At 39.8% G+C, this 17436-nt stretch carries 16 protein-coding genes; all 16 read left to right on the forward strand.

The window, feature by feature from the left end:
• The 16 genes from GQR39_RS07790 to GQR39_RS07865 all read left to right on the forward strand — a co-directional run bounded on the left by GQR39_RS07790 (position 1) and on the right by GQR39_RS07865 (position 17435).
• Entirely contained in the window at positions 1–903 is a 903-nt protein-coding gene (locus GQR39_RS07790; protein WP_007586321.1) for an AAA family ATPase, read from the forward strand.
• Positions 900–2042 carry a tetratricopeptide repeat protein gene (locus tag GQR39_RS07795; protein ID WP_010553776.1) on the forward strand — a complete coding sequence of 381 codons (1143 nt, stop codon included), beginning with the start codon at positions 900–902 and terminating at the stop codon, positions 2040–2042. Before GQR39_RS07790 ends, GQR39_RS07795 begins: the two co-directional genes overlap by 4 nt.
• Positions 2039–3766, forward strand: coding sequence for a GspE/PulE family protein (locus GQR39_RS07800; protein WP_024589866.1), 1728 nt, complete (start codon positions 2039–2041; stop codon positions 3764–3766). The genes GQR39_RS07795 and GQR39_RS07800 overlap by 4 nt, the downstream gene beginning before the upstream one ends.
• The gene (locus GQR39_RS07805; RefSeq protein ID WP_165735283.1) at positions 3753–4973 is read left to right on the forward strand and encodes a type II secretion system F family protein; all 1221 of its coding nucleotides are present in this window, start codon (positions 3753–3755) and stop codon (positions 4971–4973) included. Before GQR39_RS07800 ends, GQR39_RS07805 begins: the two co-directional genes overlap by 14 nt.
• A gap of 4 nt (positions 4974–4977) precedes the next feature.
• On the forward strand, positions 4978–5562 hold the full coding sequence (locus GQR39_RS07810) for a prepilin-type N-terminal cleavage/methylation domain-containing protein (RefSeq protein WP_165735284.1): 585 nt from the start codon (positions 4978–4980) through the stop codon (positions 5560–5562).
• 22 nt (positions 5563–5584) lie between these two features.
• On the forward strand, positions 5585–6109 hold the full coding sequence (locus GQR39_RS07815; protein ID WP_165735285.1) for a prepilin-type N-terminal cleavage/methylation domain-containing protein: 525 nt from the start codon (positions 5585–5587) through the stop codon (positions 6107–6109).
• A gap of 8 nt (positions 6110–6117) precedes the next feature.
• Positions 6118–6609: a type II secretion system protein gene (locus GQR39_RS07820; RefSeq protein ID WP_165735286.1), complete on the forward strand. Its 492-nt coding sequence runs from the start codon at positions 6118–6120 to the stop codon at positions 6607–6609.
• Positions 6596–7147, forward strand: a complete 552-nt coding sequence (locus tag GQR39_RS07825) for a prepilin-type N-terminal cleavage/methylation domain-containing protein (RefSeq protein WP_165735287.1) — start codon at positions 6596–6598, stop codon at positions 7145–7147. The genes GQR39_RS07820 and GQR39_RS07825 overlap by 14 nt, the downstream gene beginning before the upstream one ends.
• Positions 7147–7986 carry a type II secretion system protein gene (locus GQR39_RS07830; RefSeq protein WP_165735288.1) on the forward strand — a complete coding sequence of 280 codons (840 nt, stop codon included), beginning with the start codon at positions 7147–7149 and terminating at the stop codon, positions 7984–7986. Before GQR39_RS07825 ends, GQR39_RS07830 begins: the two co-directional genes overlap by 1 nt.
• Positions 7976–8467, forward strand: coding sequence for an agglutinin biogenesis protein MshP (locus GQR39_RS07835; RefSeq protein WP_165721209.1), 492 nt, complete (start codon positions 7976–7978; stop codon positions 8465–8467). Before GQR39_RS07830 ends, GQR39_RS07835 begins: the two co-directional genes overlap by 11 nt.
• Entirely contained in the window at positions 8464–12204 is a 3741-nt protein-coding gene (locus GQR39_RS07840) for an H-type lectin domain-containing protein (protein ID WP_165735289.1), read from the forward strand. The genes GQR39_RS07835 and GQR39_RS07840 overlap by 4 nt, the downstream gene beginning before the upstream one ends.
• Before the next feature lie 121 nt (positions 12205–12325).
• On the forward strand, positions 12326–14374 hold the full coding sequence (locus GQR39_RS07845) for a formylglycine-generating enzyme family protein (RefSeq protein ID WP_165735290.1): 2049 nt from the start codon (positions 12326–12328) through the stop codon (positions 14372–14374).
• Between the two features lie 134 nt (positions 14375–14508).
• Positions 14509–15552, forward strand: coding sequence for a rod shape-determining protein (locus GQR39_RS07850; RefSeq protein WP_007586338.1), 1044 nt, complete (start codon positions 14509–14511; stop codon positions 15550–15552).
• Positions 15552–16394 carry a rod shape-determining protein MreC gene (gene mreC / locus GQR39_RS07855; RefSeq protein WP_010553767.1) on the forward strand — a complete coding sequence of 281 codons (843 nt, stop codon included), beginning with the start codon at positions 15552–15554 and terminating at the stop codon, positions 16392–16394. Before GQR39_RS07850 ends, mreC begins: the two co-directional genes overlap by 1 nt.
• On the forward strand, positions 16387–16866 hold the full coding sequence (gene mreD, locus GQR39_RS07860) for a rod shape-determining protein MreD (RefSeq protein ID WP_007586341.1): 480 nt from the start codon (positions 16387–16389) through the stop codon (positions 16864–16866). Before mreC ends, mreD begins: the two co-directional genes overlap by 8 nt.
• Positions 16866–17435, forward strand: a complete 570-nt coding sequence (locus tag GQR39_RS07865) for a Maf family protein (RefSeq protein WP_165735291.1) — start codon at positions 16866–16868, stop codon at positions 17433–17435. Before mreD ends, GQR39_RS07865 begins: the two co-directional genes overlap by 1 nt.
• Position 17436: the final 1 nt, after the last annotated feature.

A 17436-nucleotide genomic window follows, 5' to 3' on the forward strand; every position in this document is an offset into this window, starting at 1 on the left:
ATGTATTTAAGCTTTTTTAATTTAAGTGAAATGCCTTTCACGTTAACCCCTAACACACAATTTTTTTGTGCACTTGAGCCGCACCACGAAGCGATGCAAGTGCTAACAACAGCCATTGAAATGGGTGAGGGGTTTATTAAAGTCACCGGTGAAGTTGGGACAGGTAAAACGTTGCTTTGTAGGAAGCTATTAAACCAACTTGAGCCAGATTACATTGTGGCTTATTTACCTAACTCTTATTTAAGCCCTGAAGAGCTTAGATGGGCGATTGCAATTGAGCTGGGTATGGATGTAGATAAAGCATTGGACCAACAAGCACTAGGGCAGCTTATAAATCATCACTTACTCGACTTACAAGAAGATAATGAGCGCGTAGTGCTTTTGATAGATGAGGCGCAATGCTTGAGTTGGGAGACACTAGAGGCGCTGAGATTATTTACAAACTTAGAAACAGAAAGCGAAAAGCTGATTCAAGTTGTGTTATTTGGGCAACCTGAACTTGATGAAAAACTGGCAAACAATAAAGTAAGGCAGCTGCGCCAACGTATTAGTTTTTCTTATAAATTACGGGCGATGACTGGCGCTGAGGTTGTTTATTATATTAATCATCGCTTACAAGTTGCAGGATTTAATAGACCTCCTTTATTTAATAATAGTATGGGGCTTAAGATTGCCAGAGCAAGCCGTGGAATTCCTAGATTAGTTAATATTTTATGCCACAAAGCACTATTACAAGCTTACGGTGAAGGGTTAAATACAATAACAAATCGCCATATTCAGCTTGCCATAAAAGATACCGAAGACTGCGCAAAATATCGAACCGGTCAATATTGGAGCTACAGCGCGTTAATGTTTAGTGTTTTAGCTATTGCTGCCATATGGGTATGGAGGCAGTGGTTATGAGCGTTATAAATAATATGCTTAAAAATATTGAGCAACGTGAAGCTAAACAAGTGAATATTCAAGAAGGTATAAGCGTAAAGCCAATATATGATGTAAAAAACATTGTATTTAAAGCCGCAATTTTACTTATTATGCTAAGTGTCATTTTTTTAGCATACCTGTATTTACCGACCGCCGACAAAAAAGAAACTCAACGTGAGTCTGTGCTACCACAGCAAAAAATGGTCGCGGTTTTGAGCTCTAATTTATCTGATTCTCAAGATGAAAAAAGCACTGTAGAGCCTTTAGTTGAGCAAGAAGTTGTGAAGAAGGCTGTGCAAGTTGAGCAAATGAAACCGGAAGTGAATGATTTAGCTGAATCCAAGTTGAGTGAAGCAACATCACTGGTTTCTCAACCAACGGCTGAGCCGGTTGTAATTGCCGAGGTTAAACAAAGCCCTGCACTAGCTAAAGATAATATGTTAGTGGCTAGCAAAGTTATTGTCAGCAAGCCAAAAACTACTTCAGTGACTAAAACTAAGCCACAAAATACTATGATCAAAAGCGCGGCAGAAACTAAGTCACCACAGGCTTTATTGGTCGAGCAATTAGCAGCAGCTAAACAGGCAATACAGTTTGGCTTATACAACGAAGCTATTAGTGATTTAAACATTATTTTAGCGCAATCGCCTTTACATGTTGAGGCTCGAAATTTACTGGCTGCAACTTACTTTAAACAACAAGATATAAATTCTGCACAGCAGGTTTTGCAATCAGGTATTCGCCAAAACCCTAACGTACTTGAATGGCGTGTAATGCTAAGCAAAATACTCATTATGCAACAACAGTATGAAGGAGTATTACTGCTTTTAAGTGATGAATTTGAATCCCAGGCGAATCTTGATTTTTGGGTGCTGCAAGGTACTGCTGCGCAAAGTGCGAGTAAGCACCACAAAGCACTTGAAAGCTTTAAACATCTTACACAGCTCCAGCCTAGTCAAGCCAAGTGGTGGCTTGCACTTGCAACCTCAAAAGATGCACTAGGAGAGTACCTCGATGCTAAACAGCTTTATAAAGTAGCTCTAGATTTAGGTGGGTTAAATACCGCTATGACCCAGCATGCATTACAGCGTTTAGTTGCACTAAAGGAGGCCGTATGAGACCTAGTTTAAAAATGCGCTTAGGCGATTTACTTGTCCACGAACACATGATCACCGAAGCGCAACTAAGTGAAGCATTAAATGTTCAAGCTGCAACGGGCCGTAAATTAGGTTCGACACTTATTACACTTGAGTTTATTAGTGAGCCACAATTATTACGCTTTTTAGCGCAGCAATTACAGGTACCTTTTTTAGATATATCACAGCGAAAAATATCACACGATGTATCTAAGCTTTTATCTGAGGTATATGCGCGTCGTTACAGAGCACTAGTAATCGAAGACAATGGTGACTCTGTTTTGGTCGGGATGAGCGATCCTGCTGATTTAAGGGGCCTTGATCAACTTGCTACTATGCTTGCTCCTAAACGAATAGATTTAGCTGTTGTACAAGAAAGCCAAATCATGGCTGCGTTTGACAACGTATATCGCCGCACAGATGAAATTACCAACTTTGCAGCACAACTCCATGAAGAATATCAAGACGTAGAAGAATTTGATTTAAACTCTTTAGGTGATGAGACATCCGATGCAACCGTTGTAAAGTTACTGCAATCAATATTTGAGGACGCTGTGCAAGTTCGCGCATCCGATATTCACATTGAGCCAGATGAAGGTTTGCTTCGCATTCGTCAACGTGTAGATGGAATATTACAAGAGCACACTCTTAACCAAGTAAAAATAGCATCGGCACTAGTGCTACGTTTAAAGCTTATGTCGGGATTAGATATATCTGAAAAACGCCTCCCTCAAGATGGCCGGTTTAATATAAAAGTGCGCAGCCATAGTATTGATGTGCGCCTATCTACCATGCCCGTTCAGCATGGTGAATCAGTTGTAATGCGTTTGCTTGATCAATCTGCAGGATTATTATCGTTAGATGAAACGGGTATGCCGGCACACATATTAAAACGTGTGCGCAGCATTATAAAACGTCCACATGGCATGGTTTTAGTTACTGGCCCAACAGGCTCGGGTAAAACAACCACACTTTATGGTGCATTGAGTGAGTTAAACCAACAAGAAAGTAAAATTATTACCGTAGAGGATCCGGTTGAGTATCGTATTGGACGTATTAACCAGGTACAAATAAATAATAAAATAGGGCTAAGTTTTGCCAGTATTTTACGGACAGCTCTAAGGCAAGATCCTGACATTATAATGGTTGGCGAAATGCGTGACCAAGAAACCGTAGATATTGGATTAAGGGCCGCTTTAACAGGCCACCTAGTACTATCAACGTTACATACCAATGATGCAATTACCAGCGCTATGCGCTTAATCGATATGGGTGCACCGGCTTACTTAGTGGCAAGTTCACTGCGAGCGATTATTGCTCAGCGATTAGTAAGGCGAGTATGTAATGACTGTAGAGTACCGTACTTGCCAGATCGCCAAGAAATAAGTTGGTTAAAATATTTAGGCGAAGAGATTACAGATGCTCAATTTTCTAAAGGGCAAGGTTGCACAGCATGTAATCACACTGGTTATAAAGGGCGTGTAGGTATTTTTGAGTTGCTCGAAATGGATGATGCAATGATGGATGCCTTACGAGTGAACGACACACAAGGTTTTGCGAAAGCCGCTAAAAATAGCGCAAACTTTTCGCCACTCTCAGCAATGGCATTAAATTACGCTAAGAAAGGTATTACCTCTTTAGATGAAGTATTTAAAGTGGCTGAATATATCCCAGAAATAGTAGGGGATATTGATGCAACTATATAGCTATAAAGCGAAAGACAGCAAAGGTGTTTTGGTAAAAGGCCAATTAGAAGCGAGTAACCAAGCTGGCGTAGCTGATAGTTTAATGAAGCGTCAATTTATACCAATATCAATCTCTTTAGTTGAAACAAAAAATAACATTAAAATTTTCGATAACTTATTTGTCGAAAAAATAACGCTAGACGACATGATTATGTTTTCTAGACAAATGTATTCGCTACTAAAAGCGGGTATTCCAATTATACGAGCAATGATTGGATTGGCAGATACAACACAAAATAAAGAATTTAAAAATGTATTGATGGAAGTTACCAGGCAACTTGAGCAAGGCCGCGACTTATCCAGTGCAATGGCAATTCATAACGAGGTGTTTAGCCGCCTAACCGTGTCAATGGTAATGGTTGGTGAAGGTTCTGGCCGATTAGAAGATGCATTTTATCAACTCGCTATTTACTTTGAAAAAGAACAGGAAACTCGCAAACGAATAAAAGCAGCTATGCGCTACCCTACTTTTGTTATTTTGGCTCTTGTAGCAGCTATGGTTATTTTAAATATTTTTGTAATTCCTACCTTTGCGAGCATGTTTGCCAAATTCGATGCCGAATTGCCGTTAATGACTCAAATATTAATTGGTACTAGCAGCTTTTTTGTTAATTACTGGTGGTTATTGTTGGTAATGGGTATTGGAGCGGTATTCGCTTGGAAGCGTTATTTAAATACAGATACTGGGCGCTTTAAGTGGGATCAATATAAATTAAAAATTCCATTTATTGGCGATATTCTAAAACGTACTTTGCTTGCTCGCTACAGCCAAAGTTTAGCTATGGTATTACGATCGGGTGTTCCCATGACCACTGGATTATCGCTTACTGCGCATGCAGTAGATAATAGTTATATGGAAAAAGCGATTGTTACTATGCGCCAAGATATAGAAAAGGGCGATAGTTTACTTAGAGCGTCAAAAAGCTCTGAACTGTTTTCTCAGCTTGTATTACAGATGGTTGCGGTGGGAGAGGAAACAGGTCGGGTTGATGAGCTATTACAAGAGGCTGCTGATTATTATGAGCGTGAAGTTGATTACGATCTACGTAGTTTAACCGCAAAAATCGAACCTATTTTAACTGTGTTTGTTGCCATTATGGTGCTGATTTTAGCGTTGGGTATTTTTATGCCTATGTGGAACATGATGTCAGCGATTAAAGGTAATTAACCAAGTGATTGCGTCAAAGGCTTACTCAAAAGGTTTCTCATTATTTGAGTTAGTTATTGTTGTTATTTTACTGGCAGTAATTTTGAGCTTTGCTATACCTCAATATATAGGTATTAAAAATCAAGCGCATAATGCAAGCGTAGATGCTATTGCGGGTAGTTTTTCATCGGCCGTTGGCATGGTTAGGGGTCAATGGGAATTAGAAGGAAGACCAAGCAGTAGGTCAAACAAAACATTTGTTAATTATGGAGGTGTAATAGTTGGTATTGATGGAGTGTTAGGTACACCAACAAGCGATGAAACAGAAAAAAAAGATACTCGTGCAGAAGCTATAAATGCTAATAAATGTCGCCAAGTTTTAAATGTAATTTTACAAGACGCACCCAGTAGTACGTTAAGTAATGAAATATCAAGAATAAAAAGTGTAAATTTTTTAGTTAGGTACAATGCAGAAAGTACGCAATGCGACTACTATTTAACTCATACCATTGATATTAAAAGTATACCTACTAATACGAGTGAAATATCAGGTTTAACAGGTTTTTCATACTTTGCTAAAACAGGCAAAGTAAAAATATTTAAAAATTAAGTAATTAAAAAGAGGCTTACTTATGAAAACGCAATCGTTAAAAAGTTTACCAATGAATAAACAAGCAGGTTTTACACTTGTTGAATTGATCATCGTAATTGTTATTTTAGGCATTTTAGCTGTTACCGCAGCACCTCGCTTTTTAAACTTGCAAGGTGATGCCAATGCTTCAACACTTGAAGGCTTACAGGGCTCTATTCGTAGTGGTATGAATATCGTAAACGGCAAGTCTATTATTGCTAGTGATCACAAAGAAGAAACGGCTACAGTTACAGTAGATACTGGGACTGTTAATACTGTTTATGGCTACCCAAAGGCAACTCAAGATGATTTTGAAGCTTTTCTTGATGTAGAGTTTGCAGATAACGATTCTGCAGATTTTAATTTGGTTGTAGATGGTACAAAAGTGATTATTTTCCCAAATAGTTATAAGCAAGGGGATGATTGTAGAATTGAGTATACAGAAGCAACAGCAGCAGCAGCAACAGCGCCAATTAGAACAGTTGTAACAGCGCCTAAAGTTGAGCTTTTTATAGAAGGTTGTTAATTTCATAAATGAAAAGCAGTAGTAAGCAACGATTGCGTGGCTTCACACTCATTGAGTTAATTATTACTCTAGTAATATTGGGTATACTGTCGGTAACGGCAGTTCCCAAATTTCTGGGCAGCTCAACAGAAGATGCGTATTCATATCGAAATCGTACTTTAAATGCACTGAGGACAGTGCAGCTTCGTGCCATGCAAAATACAGCAATGGCAAGTTGTCATAACCTTTATATAACCTCCACACTTATTGCTCCCCCCACACCCGATACATGTACCGGTGGAGCCGATGCTAATAACACCGATCATTTAGTGGTACAAATAAACACGCAAAGAAGTGATATAGCATTTAGTGCTTTAGATAGTAACGCGAATATATTTACCCAAATTAGTTTTGATCCTTTAGGTAAATCAAATCAAACCTGTACTACGCAGTGTCGAATAGACGTTGGATTAGCTGGCGTATGCATAAGTGGTGAAGGGCTTATCTATGCGTGCCCTTAAAGTAAAAGGTTTCACTTTAATTGAGCTTATTATTGGCATAGTCATGTTTGCTATTGCATTAAGCATTATTACCGCTTTAATTGCCCCGCAAGCAAAAAGAAGTGCAGAGCCAATTGTGGCTTTAAGAGCCTCTGAATTTGGTCAATCACTAATGAACGAAATTCAAAGTAAATCGTTTGATGAGCACAGCGATAGAAGTGCACCTTTTAGGCGTTGCGGCGAAACAACCTTGGGTGTTGAGCCTTGTACCGCAGAGGGCGATTTAGGCGTCGATAGCTTAGGGGCAGGCCTAGAAACCCGAACCAGTTATAACGATGTAGATGACTATATTGCACTGTCTAACCAGCCTATCACCAATAGCTTAGGTGAGGTGTTAAGCCAATACAGTGACTTTAACTTAGTTGTTACTGTTGAGTACGATAGCGACTTTAACGAATTGACCATCAACGATGGCACAACCTTTAAGCGTATTACTATTGAAGTAACATCACCCTTAGGCGAAGTTTACGGATTTAGTGCATATAAAGGGAATTACTAATGCAAAGAGCTAAATACCAAAATGCATTTACCCTTATAGAACTATTACTTGTCATGGTTATTATTGGTATTTTAGCCGTAAGTGCATTTTCATTTATTGGTGCTGGGGTCAGTATTTACTCACAAGGTGTTGAACGTCAAGAAGCAGTAGCCCAGGCCCGCTTTTTAATAACGCGACTTAGTAAAGAGCTTCGCCACGCTACGCCAAATTCATTAAGGCTTTCTTGCGATAATAATACTAGCGGGGCCTGTAGTGCTCAGCAGTGCTTAGAATTTACGCCATTTTTATCGGCAACCCACTATACAAATTACCTACCTACTGCAGCGCCTTTTAATGTTAGCGCTGTTGATTTTGAACTTAATAATTTAACGCAGCCGCAAGCTGGAGATTGGGCAACTATTTACCCATTAAGCAGTGCTGATATATACGATGAAAACAATAATAAGCGCTTGCAAGTATCAGCATTTAACAGTTCAGCGAGCGAAATTGATGAGTGGCAATTTAGCAAAGCATTTACCCAAGAGTCGCCGAGTAAACGCCTTTATTTACTTTCAGAACCTGTAAGTTTTTGCGTTGAAGGGCAGTATTTATATAGATATACCAATTACGGTTTTACTGTTAATCAATTAGATGCCGTGAGCTTACAAATAAGCAGTGGTGTTAAACGTGATTTATTAGGTATTTACATTGCCAATAATTTAGCGAGCGATTTATTTTTTACTCTTGATGCGCTCTCCCTACAAAGAAACGCTGTGCTTAATGTGAATGCGCAAATGCAATTTAACGATACTGAAGTAATGAACTTTAACCATGAGGTACATATTCCTAATGTACCTTAAAAAAAATCCTCACGGAAAAGCCTTACTCAGTAAACAAAAAGGGAACTTAATAATTGTTTCTTTGGTAATTATTGTTGCTTTATTAGCACTAGGATTAGCATTAGTTAAAGTGCTTTCTGGTGCATCTCAACAAAATACGATTGAGTATTATGGGGCTCGCGCTTTTATGGCAGCACAAAGCGGCCTAGAAAGTGGTTTAACGCAACTATTTCCAACAAATAGCTCAGTTCAAAGCTGTACATCAGTTACTACTGATTTAACCTTCCAAACTGCATATTTAGCTAACTGTAAAGTAGTGGTGAGTTGCGATGAATATATAGACTTACCTGATAGCAGTACAACCAACGGGCTTGTGAATATATATTACTTACAAAGCAGTGCAACATGCGCCGCAATTGATTGCCCTGCAGGGAGTAGCTGCAGAAAAGATTATTGGCAAACACAAAGAACGCTCAGTGTGGAGGCTAAAACTTTACCATGATGAAAAATGCATTGGTCACTATATTTTTTAGCTGCGTGTTACTTTGTAATTACGCAAATGCAGTGCCTCCAAAAATCGAAGGCCGTTATATAGAGCTGCAAGATACATATACATCGCCTGTTTGGACAGAAGTTAATTTTCAACAGCAATATATAACGCCTCCTGCTGTTTTTATGCTCTCAACAAACCAAGGCGGAAACCCTGCAATAATAAGAATACGTAATATAACCACAACTAGCTTTGAGGCCTTACCGCTTGAACCTTCAGGAGAGGATGGCGGGCATATTAGTATGGGAGCGCACTATTTAGCCATTGAGTATGGTGTGCATCAATTTCCAGACGGCACAATTATGGAAGTAGGTAATACTGATCTATTGCTCGAATTACAGTATGGCTCTAAGTCTGGCTTTGCTCCATTAACACCTAAAGGCTATAAGTCTTTAACATTTGCTGAACCGTTTACTCAAAGGCCAAACTTTTTCCATTCGTTACAAACACTCAATAGCATAGACAGCAATCCACCTTCTGAGGCATTAATTCCGTTTTTAACAGTTGCAGTAGAAAGTAATTCTCTATCTGCCAGCGGCGTTAATATTGCTTTAGAAGCATCTGAAACAGCACTTGGGCTCATAAAAACCGAAACTGTTGCCTATATGGCTGTAGAGCCCGGAAGTAACCGCACATTTTCTGACGATAATGGCGTTGAGGTATCGTGGGAAACTTTTTTCACAGGCTTTGAAGTTGACGGCTGGAGCAATGGCTGTAATTACTTTAGTTTTACTAATAACTTTAGTGTGGCTCCGTTAGTTGTAGCAAGTAAAAACTCACGCCAAGAAGATGATGGCGGGTGGCTACGCAGCTGTAACCTGCGAACTGACAGGCTAGGACTTGTTGTTGACGAAGATCGTGATGGCGATAACGAGCGCCGTCACGTAAACGAGGAAGCATCAATACTCGCCATGACCAGTACCTTTGTATTTAATGGTGATATTTTAGATTGTGATACGCTATTCCCAGGCGCTATTTCTACTTATAACAATGGTGAAGTGCAGCTGGTGCAGGGAGTAGAAATAACCGATGGTAATGCGCAGTTTGTCACCACCACAAGTTTAATTTCTACAGCGCTGACAAGCCCTCCTTTGTGTAATGGTCAGGCGTGTGTTGCTGGTGGTTATAACTCTTTAGAACCGAATCAAGCGGCGCAGGTGCCAACGGTTACAAATGATGGTAGCTCAACAGGGCCCGTACCTACGTCTTTAGCTGGCGACTATTATTACGATGAGTTGCAGTTAAGTATGCTGGAAACACAATACAGAGTAACAGCGCCTACACGTATTTTTTTAAAAGACACAACCTCACTTCTATCAACTTCATTTTTGAATATAGGTAAAACAAATATAGTAGTAGAAACTGGCGCGTACTTGGCTATTTATGTCGATGGTGCGGTTGCTATTGCAGCCGATGCAAATATTGCGGGCTATATTGTTGCAACTGGTGAGGTAAGAATCGCTCAAAATGTAACGTATCAGGGATCAATTACATCGGCTACTCAAATTATTACCGAAGGGAGCTCAACGTTTGACGCTCTACCAGTACCCGAAAGTATCCCTGGTTTTTGTGGTATTTATACACCAGAAACACTGGATCATTATCGTTTAACAATAAGCGATAACAAAGGTCTAACGTGTGAAGCTAAAGAAATGACACTAACAGCCTGCGCTAATGATGCCTGCGACTTATTATTTGCTGAGCCGTCTAGTTTAAACCTTTCTCCAGATAATAGTGGTCAGCAAAGTTGGGTTACGGGGGAGAATATTAATTTTACAGGATCAGCGGTTGTCGAATTTGCTAAACGCACCACAGGCAGTGTTACATTTGGATATAACACTGCGGATCCTTCTGCACCTCTTCGTTGTTATATCGGTGGTAATAATGTTGGTTTGAGTGGCTGCAAAGTTACGTTTTCTGATGCTGGATTTATTTTTAATAATGATACAGATGGAAATACTACAATTCCTACTCAGTTATCAGCAAAGCCTTCAAATACTGGATTTAATGCAAAAGCGCTATCTATTCAAGCGGTAAAAACAAATACCACTACGGGCGTATGCGAAGCCGCATTTCCCGCCGGTGGTGATGTAAGCTTAGATTTATCGTATACATGCAGTGCTGGTGCAAGTTGTTCTGATACGGTTTCACTTAGTAACAACAATAATACCTTTGCGGTCGAGCAAGCAGCTAAATCGTTCACGCTAAACTTTGATAGTGAGTCTAAAGCCCCGATTGTTATAAATTATCCCGATGCAGGAAAGTTGAGTTTAAATGTAAAAACCAACTTAATTTTAGATCCAATTACTAACCTGTCAGTAAATCTAACAGGTAGTTCAAATGAATATGTTGTAAAGCCATTCGGATTAGCGATGGAAGTTGCAAGTGATGGTTATGCAGCAAACGCTAATGGGAGCTTATTTAGGTTAACTGGCGAAGCATTCGATTTAAAAATGAATGCGGTGCAGTGGCAAACAGGGCAAGACACTAACAACGATGGTTTCCCAGACAACTACAGCAATATTACAAATAACAACATAGCTAAGCATTTTATTACAGAGCAACCGCTTGTAGAGGCATTACTTAAAGCGCCTACGCCAGGCATTCAAGGTACGCTTGAAGCGATGAGTACTGTTGCGTTTAGTGATACAGGTAGTTTGAGTGAATCTATATCGCAATATAATTACGACCAAGTTGGCATCATTGATTTAACAGCAGGCCTTCAAGATGCCGATTATTTTGGTGCGGGAGATGTAAAAGGTGAGCTATATAACGTTGGTCGTTTTGCACCTTCGCAGTTTCAGGTAGTGGGGGTTCAAGCTGCCGCGCAATGCACGCAATACGGCAGTAATTTAACTTACCTTGATCAACCTTTTGAACTTGGCTTTACAGTACAAGCACAAAATCAAAATGGTGAGCTAATGGCTAATTATAAAGCGGGCTTTGATAAATCAAGTGTAGACGTTAATGCCGAAAATAATGAAGTAGGTAACTATGTACCTGCAACTAATTTTACTAGCCGCTTAGTAAACCTAGGAAATAACAACTGGGGAGATACAAGCGATGGTCAATGGCAAATGAGCCAACTCAACACGACACTTAAAAGATTAGGTGTAGGGCAAGCAGACGGACCGTTCGCTATGGTGAGCTTAATGGCAACGCTTTCTAACATAGAAGGAGCAACACTCATTGATGCAAATGATAAACCTAATACACAAACAGCATGCTCGGGTGGTTGTAATAGCGTACGACTAAATGCATTACCGATAGAGTTTAGGTTTGGACGTTTAGTCCTTGGCAATAACGCAGGCTCCGATCTCGACCCTTTACTTATTCCTATGCAGGCTCAGTATTACAACGGCAGTGGATTTGTAAATAACACTGAAGATAATTGTAGTGTATTTGATCATACCCAAATCACTCAAATATCACCTAGCAGCCCACAATTAACCTATAAATATGGGACTGGTGTATCTGGCCAGCTAGAAGCGGGAGTGTATCCGGCAGATAACGGTATTTATGCACAGCCAAATGGTTTGGGTGAATTTACCTTAGAATATAATACTTATGATTGGTTAAAGTGGGATTGGCAGGGCGATGGAACACAGCTTGATCCTCGTACTATTTTACAATTTGGACGCTTTAGAGGAAATGATCGGGTTATTTACTGGCGTGAAACACGCGAATAGTTGTAAACTAATATAATAATTGAACAAAGCTTGTGTTTTGTGCTGCAAGTACATAGCATAAGGCTTTAATTATAAAAAATAATAACGACCAAATAATTGCCGCTTTTTGGGACTGGAATATATGCGAATTACTCCTTTATCTCTGTTAATTTCAGCTAGTTTGTTAGCTAGTAGTGCATTTGCACAAGACACAGCTACAGTGACTGGAATTGACTCAGAGATTAGTGTTAAACAGACAGAATACGATAACTCGACAAGAATACTTGAAAAACATCTTAAAGAAGAAAGTCAGTTACAAAATCAATTAGAGCTACTTCGTTCTCGTTCTACAGAGCTAGATAAAGAAAAAAACCAAGCGCTCGATGCGATGAACGAAATGTACCGTCGTTTAATTGACGATCCCACTATTAATATTAGTGCGGCTCAATCACGCTATCAAAAAGCGGTGATTGATCATAAGCAAAATAAAGATGACATTTCTATGCAGTTGGCGGCAATTGCATCCCACCGTAAAGATATAGAACAAATTCGTGTTGCTAAGCATACGCTTTTAAATACATTAGAAAGTTTAAAAGAGCAGTTAACTACAGCCCGCGTAGAGCGTTTACGTAACGAGTTTACACGTGAAGGTACGCTTGAGGTTAACCACACTATTAACTGTAAGCGAACAGAAACGCTAGCAGCATGTGAGCAACGCGGTCAGCAAATGGGTCTACAAAAAGCAACTAAACGCTTTGTTGATCAAATTTTTGCAAATCTAACAGAAGAGCGCATTGTTGAGCCAAAACGTAATTTGGCGGGCGCTCAAGTACAAATATTAAGTAGCCATGTAGTTAACAGTGCATTTAGCGGCCAAGGTAATTACAACGTTAACTTAAGCGTAACTATGCGCGGTGAAGTTAATAGCAGCCGTTTATGTAGCTTATTAAGCATAGATAACCGCTATTGTTCTGAGTACGGCACGCCACTTACGGCTGCTTATCAACCAGCGTATAACAATACATTTACTGATAGTCAGTTAACATTCAGTAATAGCGCGGATAATAGCAACACAGTGTCGGTTTCTCGTTTAAATGAGCAGCCAGTACGTGATTATTCAGTTAAACCTGCATTGGTGAAAAAAGATTACCCTTCTATCCTTAATAAGAAGAAGGATCAATCGGTAGAGCTAACATTACGATCAAACGTATACGACGATGAAGTGTTTATCGATGGTGTAAGCTTTGGCTCAACACGCTTGATTACACGTTTACCGCCGGGCATTCATAACATTGAAATACGTAAACTTGGTTATAAACCTTATCAAGCACGTGTTGATTTGAATAAAGCGCAAACAATTAATGCAAATTTAGTAAAAAAGCCTAAGTCGATTGCTGCACCGACCTATACTCGAGAGCAACCAGAAGTAACAACACGCCAGGTTAGTGAAAACGTTAATGTATTAAATGCAAACGTTGAAACGCCGGTTGTCGTTATTCCTGCAGGCAAATTTAAAATGGGCGATATTAACGGCAATGGTTTAGCTAATGAACGTCCAGTAATTGAAAAAGTAATAGCAAATTCTTTTGCTATGCAAAGTAAAGAAGTAACCGTGGGTGCCTACGAAAAGTTTGTAGCAAATACAGGTTATAAAACTCAAGCGGAAAAAAATAAAGGGTGTGCGTATTATTTAAATGGCGAACCAGTATGGGAAGCAAATTTAAATTGGCGTAATCCTGGTTTTGAGCAAGGCAGTGACTTTCCTGCTGTATGTTTAACTTATAACGATGCAAAAGCTTACGCTGAGTGGTTATCTGGTCAAACAGGACAGCAATTTCGTTTACCTAACGAAGTTGAGTGGGAATACGCAGCACGCGCAGGAACTGAAACAGAATACCCTTGGGGTAACGAAATTGGTAAAAACCTAGCTAACTGTGGTTGGTGTGGTAGTGAATGGTCAAACAGACGTGCATCACCAGTAGGTTCTTTTTCTCCAAATGCATTTGGATTATACGATACCGTAGGCAATGTATGGGAATGGACCGATAAAGAATCAGGTGAGTCTGATGTAGCAGTAAGAGGCGGAGCGTGGAACTTTGCACCAAGCCTTGCTCGTGCATCTACGCGTTTAATTTTAGCGCCTGATTTTAGATCTAACTACATTGGTTTTCGCTTAGTTCGCGAACGATAAAACTCAATTAAGGAAGCTTTGCTTCCTTTTTTCACAAATTCACAAAGGCGCTGCGCTTTATATTGCTCATATAGTTGAGCATGTTAAAGTGAGGCAGCTAATATAAGAACGTATTTCAAAGGTCATCCAGCCTCATGTTTAAAAAACTCCGTGGTATTTTTTCTAACGATCTATCGATCGACTTGGGTACAGCCAATACCCTAATTTATGTAAAAGACGAAGGCATTGTATTAAATGAACCTTCTGTTGTTGCTATCCGCCAAGAGCGTGCTGGTGGACCTAAAAGTGTTGCATCTGTAGGTACAGAAGCAAAGCTTATGTTAGGTCGTACACCGGGTAATATAAAAGCGATTCGTCCAATGAAAGACGGTGTTATTGCTGACTTTTTTGTAACAGAAAAAATGTTACAACACTTCATTAAACAAGTGCATAACAATAACTTTATGCGTCCAAGTCCGCGTGTACTAATTTGTGTACCGTGTGGTGCTACTCAAGTAGAAAAACGTGCAATACGTGAATCTGCAATGGGTGCAGGTGCTCGTGAAGTTTACTTAATTGAAGAACCAATGGCAGCAGCTATTGGTGCAGGCTTACCAGTATCAGAAGCAACAGGCTCTATGGTTGTTGATATTGGTGGTGGTACAACTGAAGTTGCTATTATTTCACTTAACGGCGTTGTTTACTCATCATCTGTTCGTATTGGTGGTGATAAGTTTGACGAAGCTATTATTAATTATGTACGCCGTAACTTTGGTAGTTTAATTGGTGAAGCGACAGCTGAAAATATTAAGCATCAAATTGGTTCTGCGTTTAAAACTGATGAGCCAATCGAAATTGAAGTGCGCGGTCGTAACCTTGCAGAAGGTGTTCCGCGTTCATTCACACTTAACTCACACGAAATCCTAGAAGCTCTACAAGAGCCATTAATGGGTATTGTGAGTGCAGTAATGGTTGCGCTTGAGCAATCACCACCAGAGCTGGCATCAGATATTTCTGCACACGGTATGGTACTTACTGGCGGTGGCGCATTGTTAAAAGATTTAGACCGTTTATTAATGGAAGAAACGGGTATTCCGGTTGTTGTTGCTGATGATCCACTTACATGTGTTGCACGTGGTGGTGGTAAAGCATTGGAAATGATTGATGTTCATGGTGGTGACGTTTTTAGTTACGACTAATGAAATTAATGTTTGGACGCACAGTCTCTTTGCAACTGCGACTTTTTGTCGCAGTGCTTTTGAGTATCGTACTCATTGTTGGAGACAGATATACGCAAGGTGGTACCGTTGTTCGTACCAGCCTCAATACCTTAGTTAGCCCACTAATTTATGTTGCTAATTTACCCTACGAATTATTTAGCTTAAGTGCTAAAAGCCTGCATACGCGGGAGCAACTTCTTACTGAAAACGAAGCGCTGAAAAAAAAGCAAATGCTACAAAGCGAGCAACTTCAGCAGTATCAATTTCTAGCCAGAGAAAACCAAAAACTACGCGCCTTATTAGGCTCATCTGCAAAGCAATCAAATCGTAAAATTATTGCTCAAGTACTTTCTGTGCATTCAAACCCGTATAGCCATCAAGTTGTTATAAATCGTGGTACCACCGATGGACTTAGTGAAAGCCAAGCCGTAATTGATGAGATGGGTGTAGTAGGGCAATTAACTAAAGTAGGGTCAACTACGTCACGCGTATTACTCATGACCGACACTACGCATGCCACACCTGTGCGTATACTGCGTAACGATGTACGAACGGTTGTTGAGGGCATAGGTAAAATTAACGTCGTTAAGCTCTCTCACGTTCCGCACAGCTTAGATGTGCGAATTGGCGATGTACTTGTTACATCAGGATTAGGTGGCACATTCCCAGAGGGATACCCGGTGGCTGTAGTAACCGAAATAAACCGTGATGAAGGCCGCCCGTTTGCACAAGTTTTTGCAGAACCGATTGCGCAATTAGATCGCATTCGTTTGCTGGTTATTTTATGGCGTAATCAACAGGAGCAAATCAGCGATGATTAATCGTTATTCATTGTTAATTGCGCTAAGCATCTTTTTTGCGTTAATAATGGCATTAATGCCGCTCCCTTTTTCGTTTGAACCATTTAGACCTGACTGGGTTTTACTTGTACTTATGTATTGGTCGTTGGCAGTACCGCATCGTTTAAATATTGGTACTGCTTGGGTTGTTGGTTTATTAATAGATTTAGCATCTGGCTCACCGCTAGGTGTGAACTCGCTTACATTTTCAATATGTATATTTGTAACCGCGAGCAACTTTCAAAAAATTCGTAACTTTTCGCTTTGGCAACAGAGCTTATTAATTGGTTTGTTTTTAACGCTGTATCATTTAATGCAGTTTTGGCTAAATCACTTTTTGTTAGGGGTTTACTTTAATCCACAGTATTTATGGCCAGTAGCAACCGGAATGGTTAGTTGGTTTTGGGTGTTTTTACTACTTCGTAAATATCGCAGACATTTTAGGATCAGGTAATGACTACCGCAGTATATTTGGCATCAGCCTCTCCCCGTCGTAAAGAGTTATTAAGCCAATTAGGTGTCGAATTTACACAATTTAGTGTTGATGCAGATGAAAGCCCACTTCCAAACGAGCAACCTAGAGCACTTGTTGAGCGTTTAGCTCGCTTGAAAGCCCAAAGCGGTGTAGAGCTTGGATATACCGATCGCCCTGTACTTGGTAGTGATACTGTGGTTGTTATCGATAACGAATCGCTGGGTAAACCTCGTGATAAAAACGATTTTATACACACATTAAAACGTTTATCAGGTAACACACATCAAGTACTTACCGCAGTTGCATTTGCGACGCAAAATGATGTGCTTAGCTGTGTTGTAAGCACAGATGTCACCTTTAAAACTTTAACTGATGAAGAAATAAATACCTACTGGGATTCTAATGAGCCACAAGATAAAGCCGGTGGCTACGGTATCCAAGGTTTAGGTGGTCGCTTTGTTACTTACATTGCGGGTAGCTATTTTTCTGTTGTAGGCTTACCTTTATATGAAACCGAACAATTATTAAAAACATTCTTAAGAAGGTAAC

The sequence above is a fragment of the Pseudoalteromonas sp. C8 genome, from assembly GCF_011378685.1.
GTDB lineage: Bacteria > Pseudomonadota > Gammaproteobacteria > Enterobacterales > Alteromonadaceae > Pseudoalteromonas > Pseudoalteromonas arctica.

What these genes read in the sequence shown, in the direction of transcription:
- GQR39_RS07790 (WP_007586321.1), top strand. Translation starts at nt 1, where the DNA reads ATGTATTTAAGCTTTTTTAATTTAAGTGAAATGCCTTTCACGTTAACC.
- GQR39_RS07795 (WP_010553776.1), top strand. Translation starts at nt 900, where the DNA reads ATGAGCGTTATAAATAATATGCTTAAAAATATTGAGCAACGTGAAGCT.
- GQR39_RS07800 (WP_024589866.1), top strand. Translation starts at nt 2,039, where the DNA reads ATGAGACCTAGTTTAAAAATGCGCTTAGGCGATTTACTTGTCCACGAA.
- GQR39_RS07805 (WP_165735283.1), top strand. Translation starts at nt 3,753, where the DNA reads ATGCAACTATATAGCTATAAAGCGAAAGACAGCAAAGGTGTTTTGGTA.
- GQR39_RS07815 (WP_165735285.1), top strand. Translation starts at nt 5,585, where the DNA reads ATGAAAACGCAATCGTTAAAAAGTTTACCAATGAATAAACAAGCAGGT.
- GQR39_RS07820 (WP_165735286.1), top strand. Translation starts at nt 6,118, where the DNA reads ATGAAAAGCAGTAGTAAGCAACGATTGCGTGGCTTCACACTCATTGAG.
- GQR39_RS07825 (WP_165735287.1), top strand. Translation starts at nt 6,596, where the DNA reads ATGCGTGCCCTTAAAGTAAAAGGTTTCACTTTAATTGAGCTTATTATT.
- GQR39_RS07830 (WP_165735288.1), top strand. Translation starts at nt 7,147, where the DNA reads ATGCAAAGAGCTAAATACCAAAATGCATTTACCCTTATAGAACTATTA.
- GQR39_RS07835 (WP_165721209.1), top strand. Translation starts at nt 7,976, where the DNA reads ATGTACCTTAAAAAAAATCCTCACGGAAAAGCCTTACTCAGTAAACAA.
- GQR39_RS07840 (WP_165735289.1), top strand. Translation starts at nt 8,464, where the DNA reads ATGATGAAAAATGCATTGGTCACTATATTTTTTAGCTGCGTGTTACTT.
- GQR39_RS07845 (WP_165735290.1), top strand. Translation starts at nt 12,326, where the DNA reads ATGCGAATTACTCCTTTATCTCTGTTAATTTCAGCTAGTTTGTTAGCT.
- GQR39_RS07850 (WP_007586338.1), top strand. Translation starts at nt 14,509, where the DNA reads ATGTTTAAAAAACTCCGTGGTATTTTTTCTAACGATCTATCGATCGAC.
- mreC (WP_010553767.1), top strand. Translation starts at nt 15,552, where the DNA reads ATGAAATTAATGTTTGGACGCACAGTCTCTTTGCAACTGCGACTTTTT.
- mreD (WP_007586341.1), top strand. Translation starts at nt 16,387, where the DNA reads ATGATTAATCGTTATTCATTGTTAATTGCGCTAAGCATCTTTTTTGCG.
- GQR39_RS07865 (WP_165735291.1), top strand. Translation starts at nt 16,866, where the DNA reads ATGACTACCGCAGTATATTTGGCATCAGCCTCTCCCCGTCGTAAAGAG.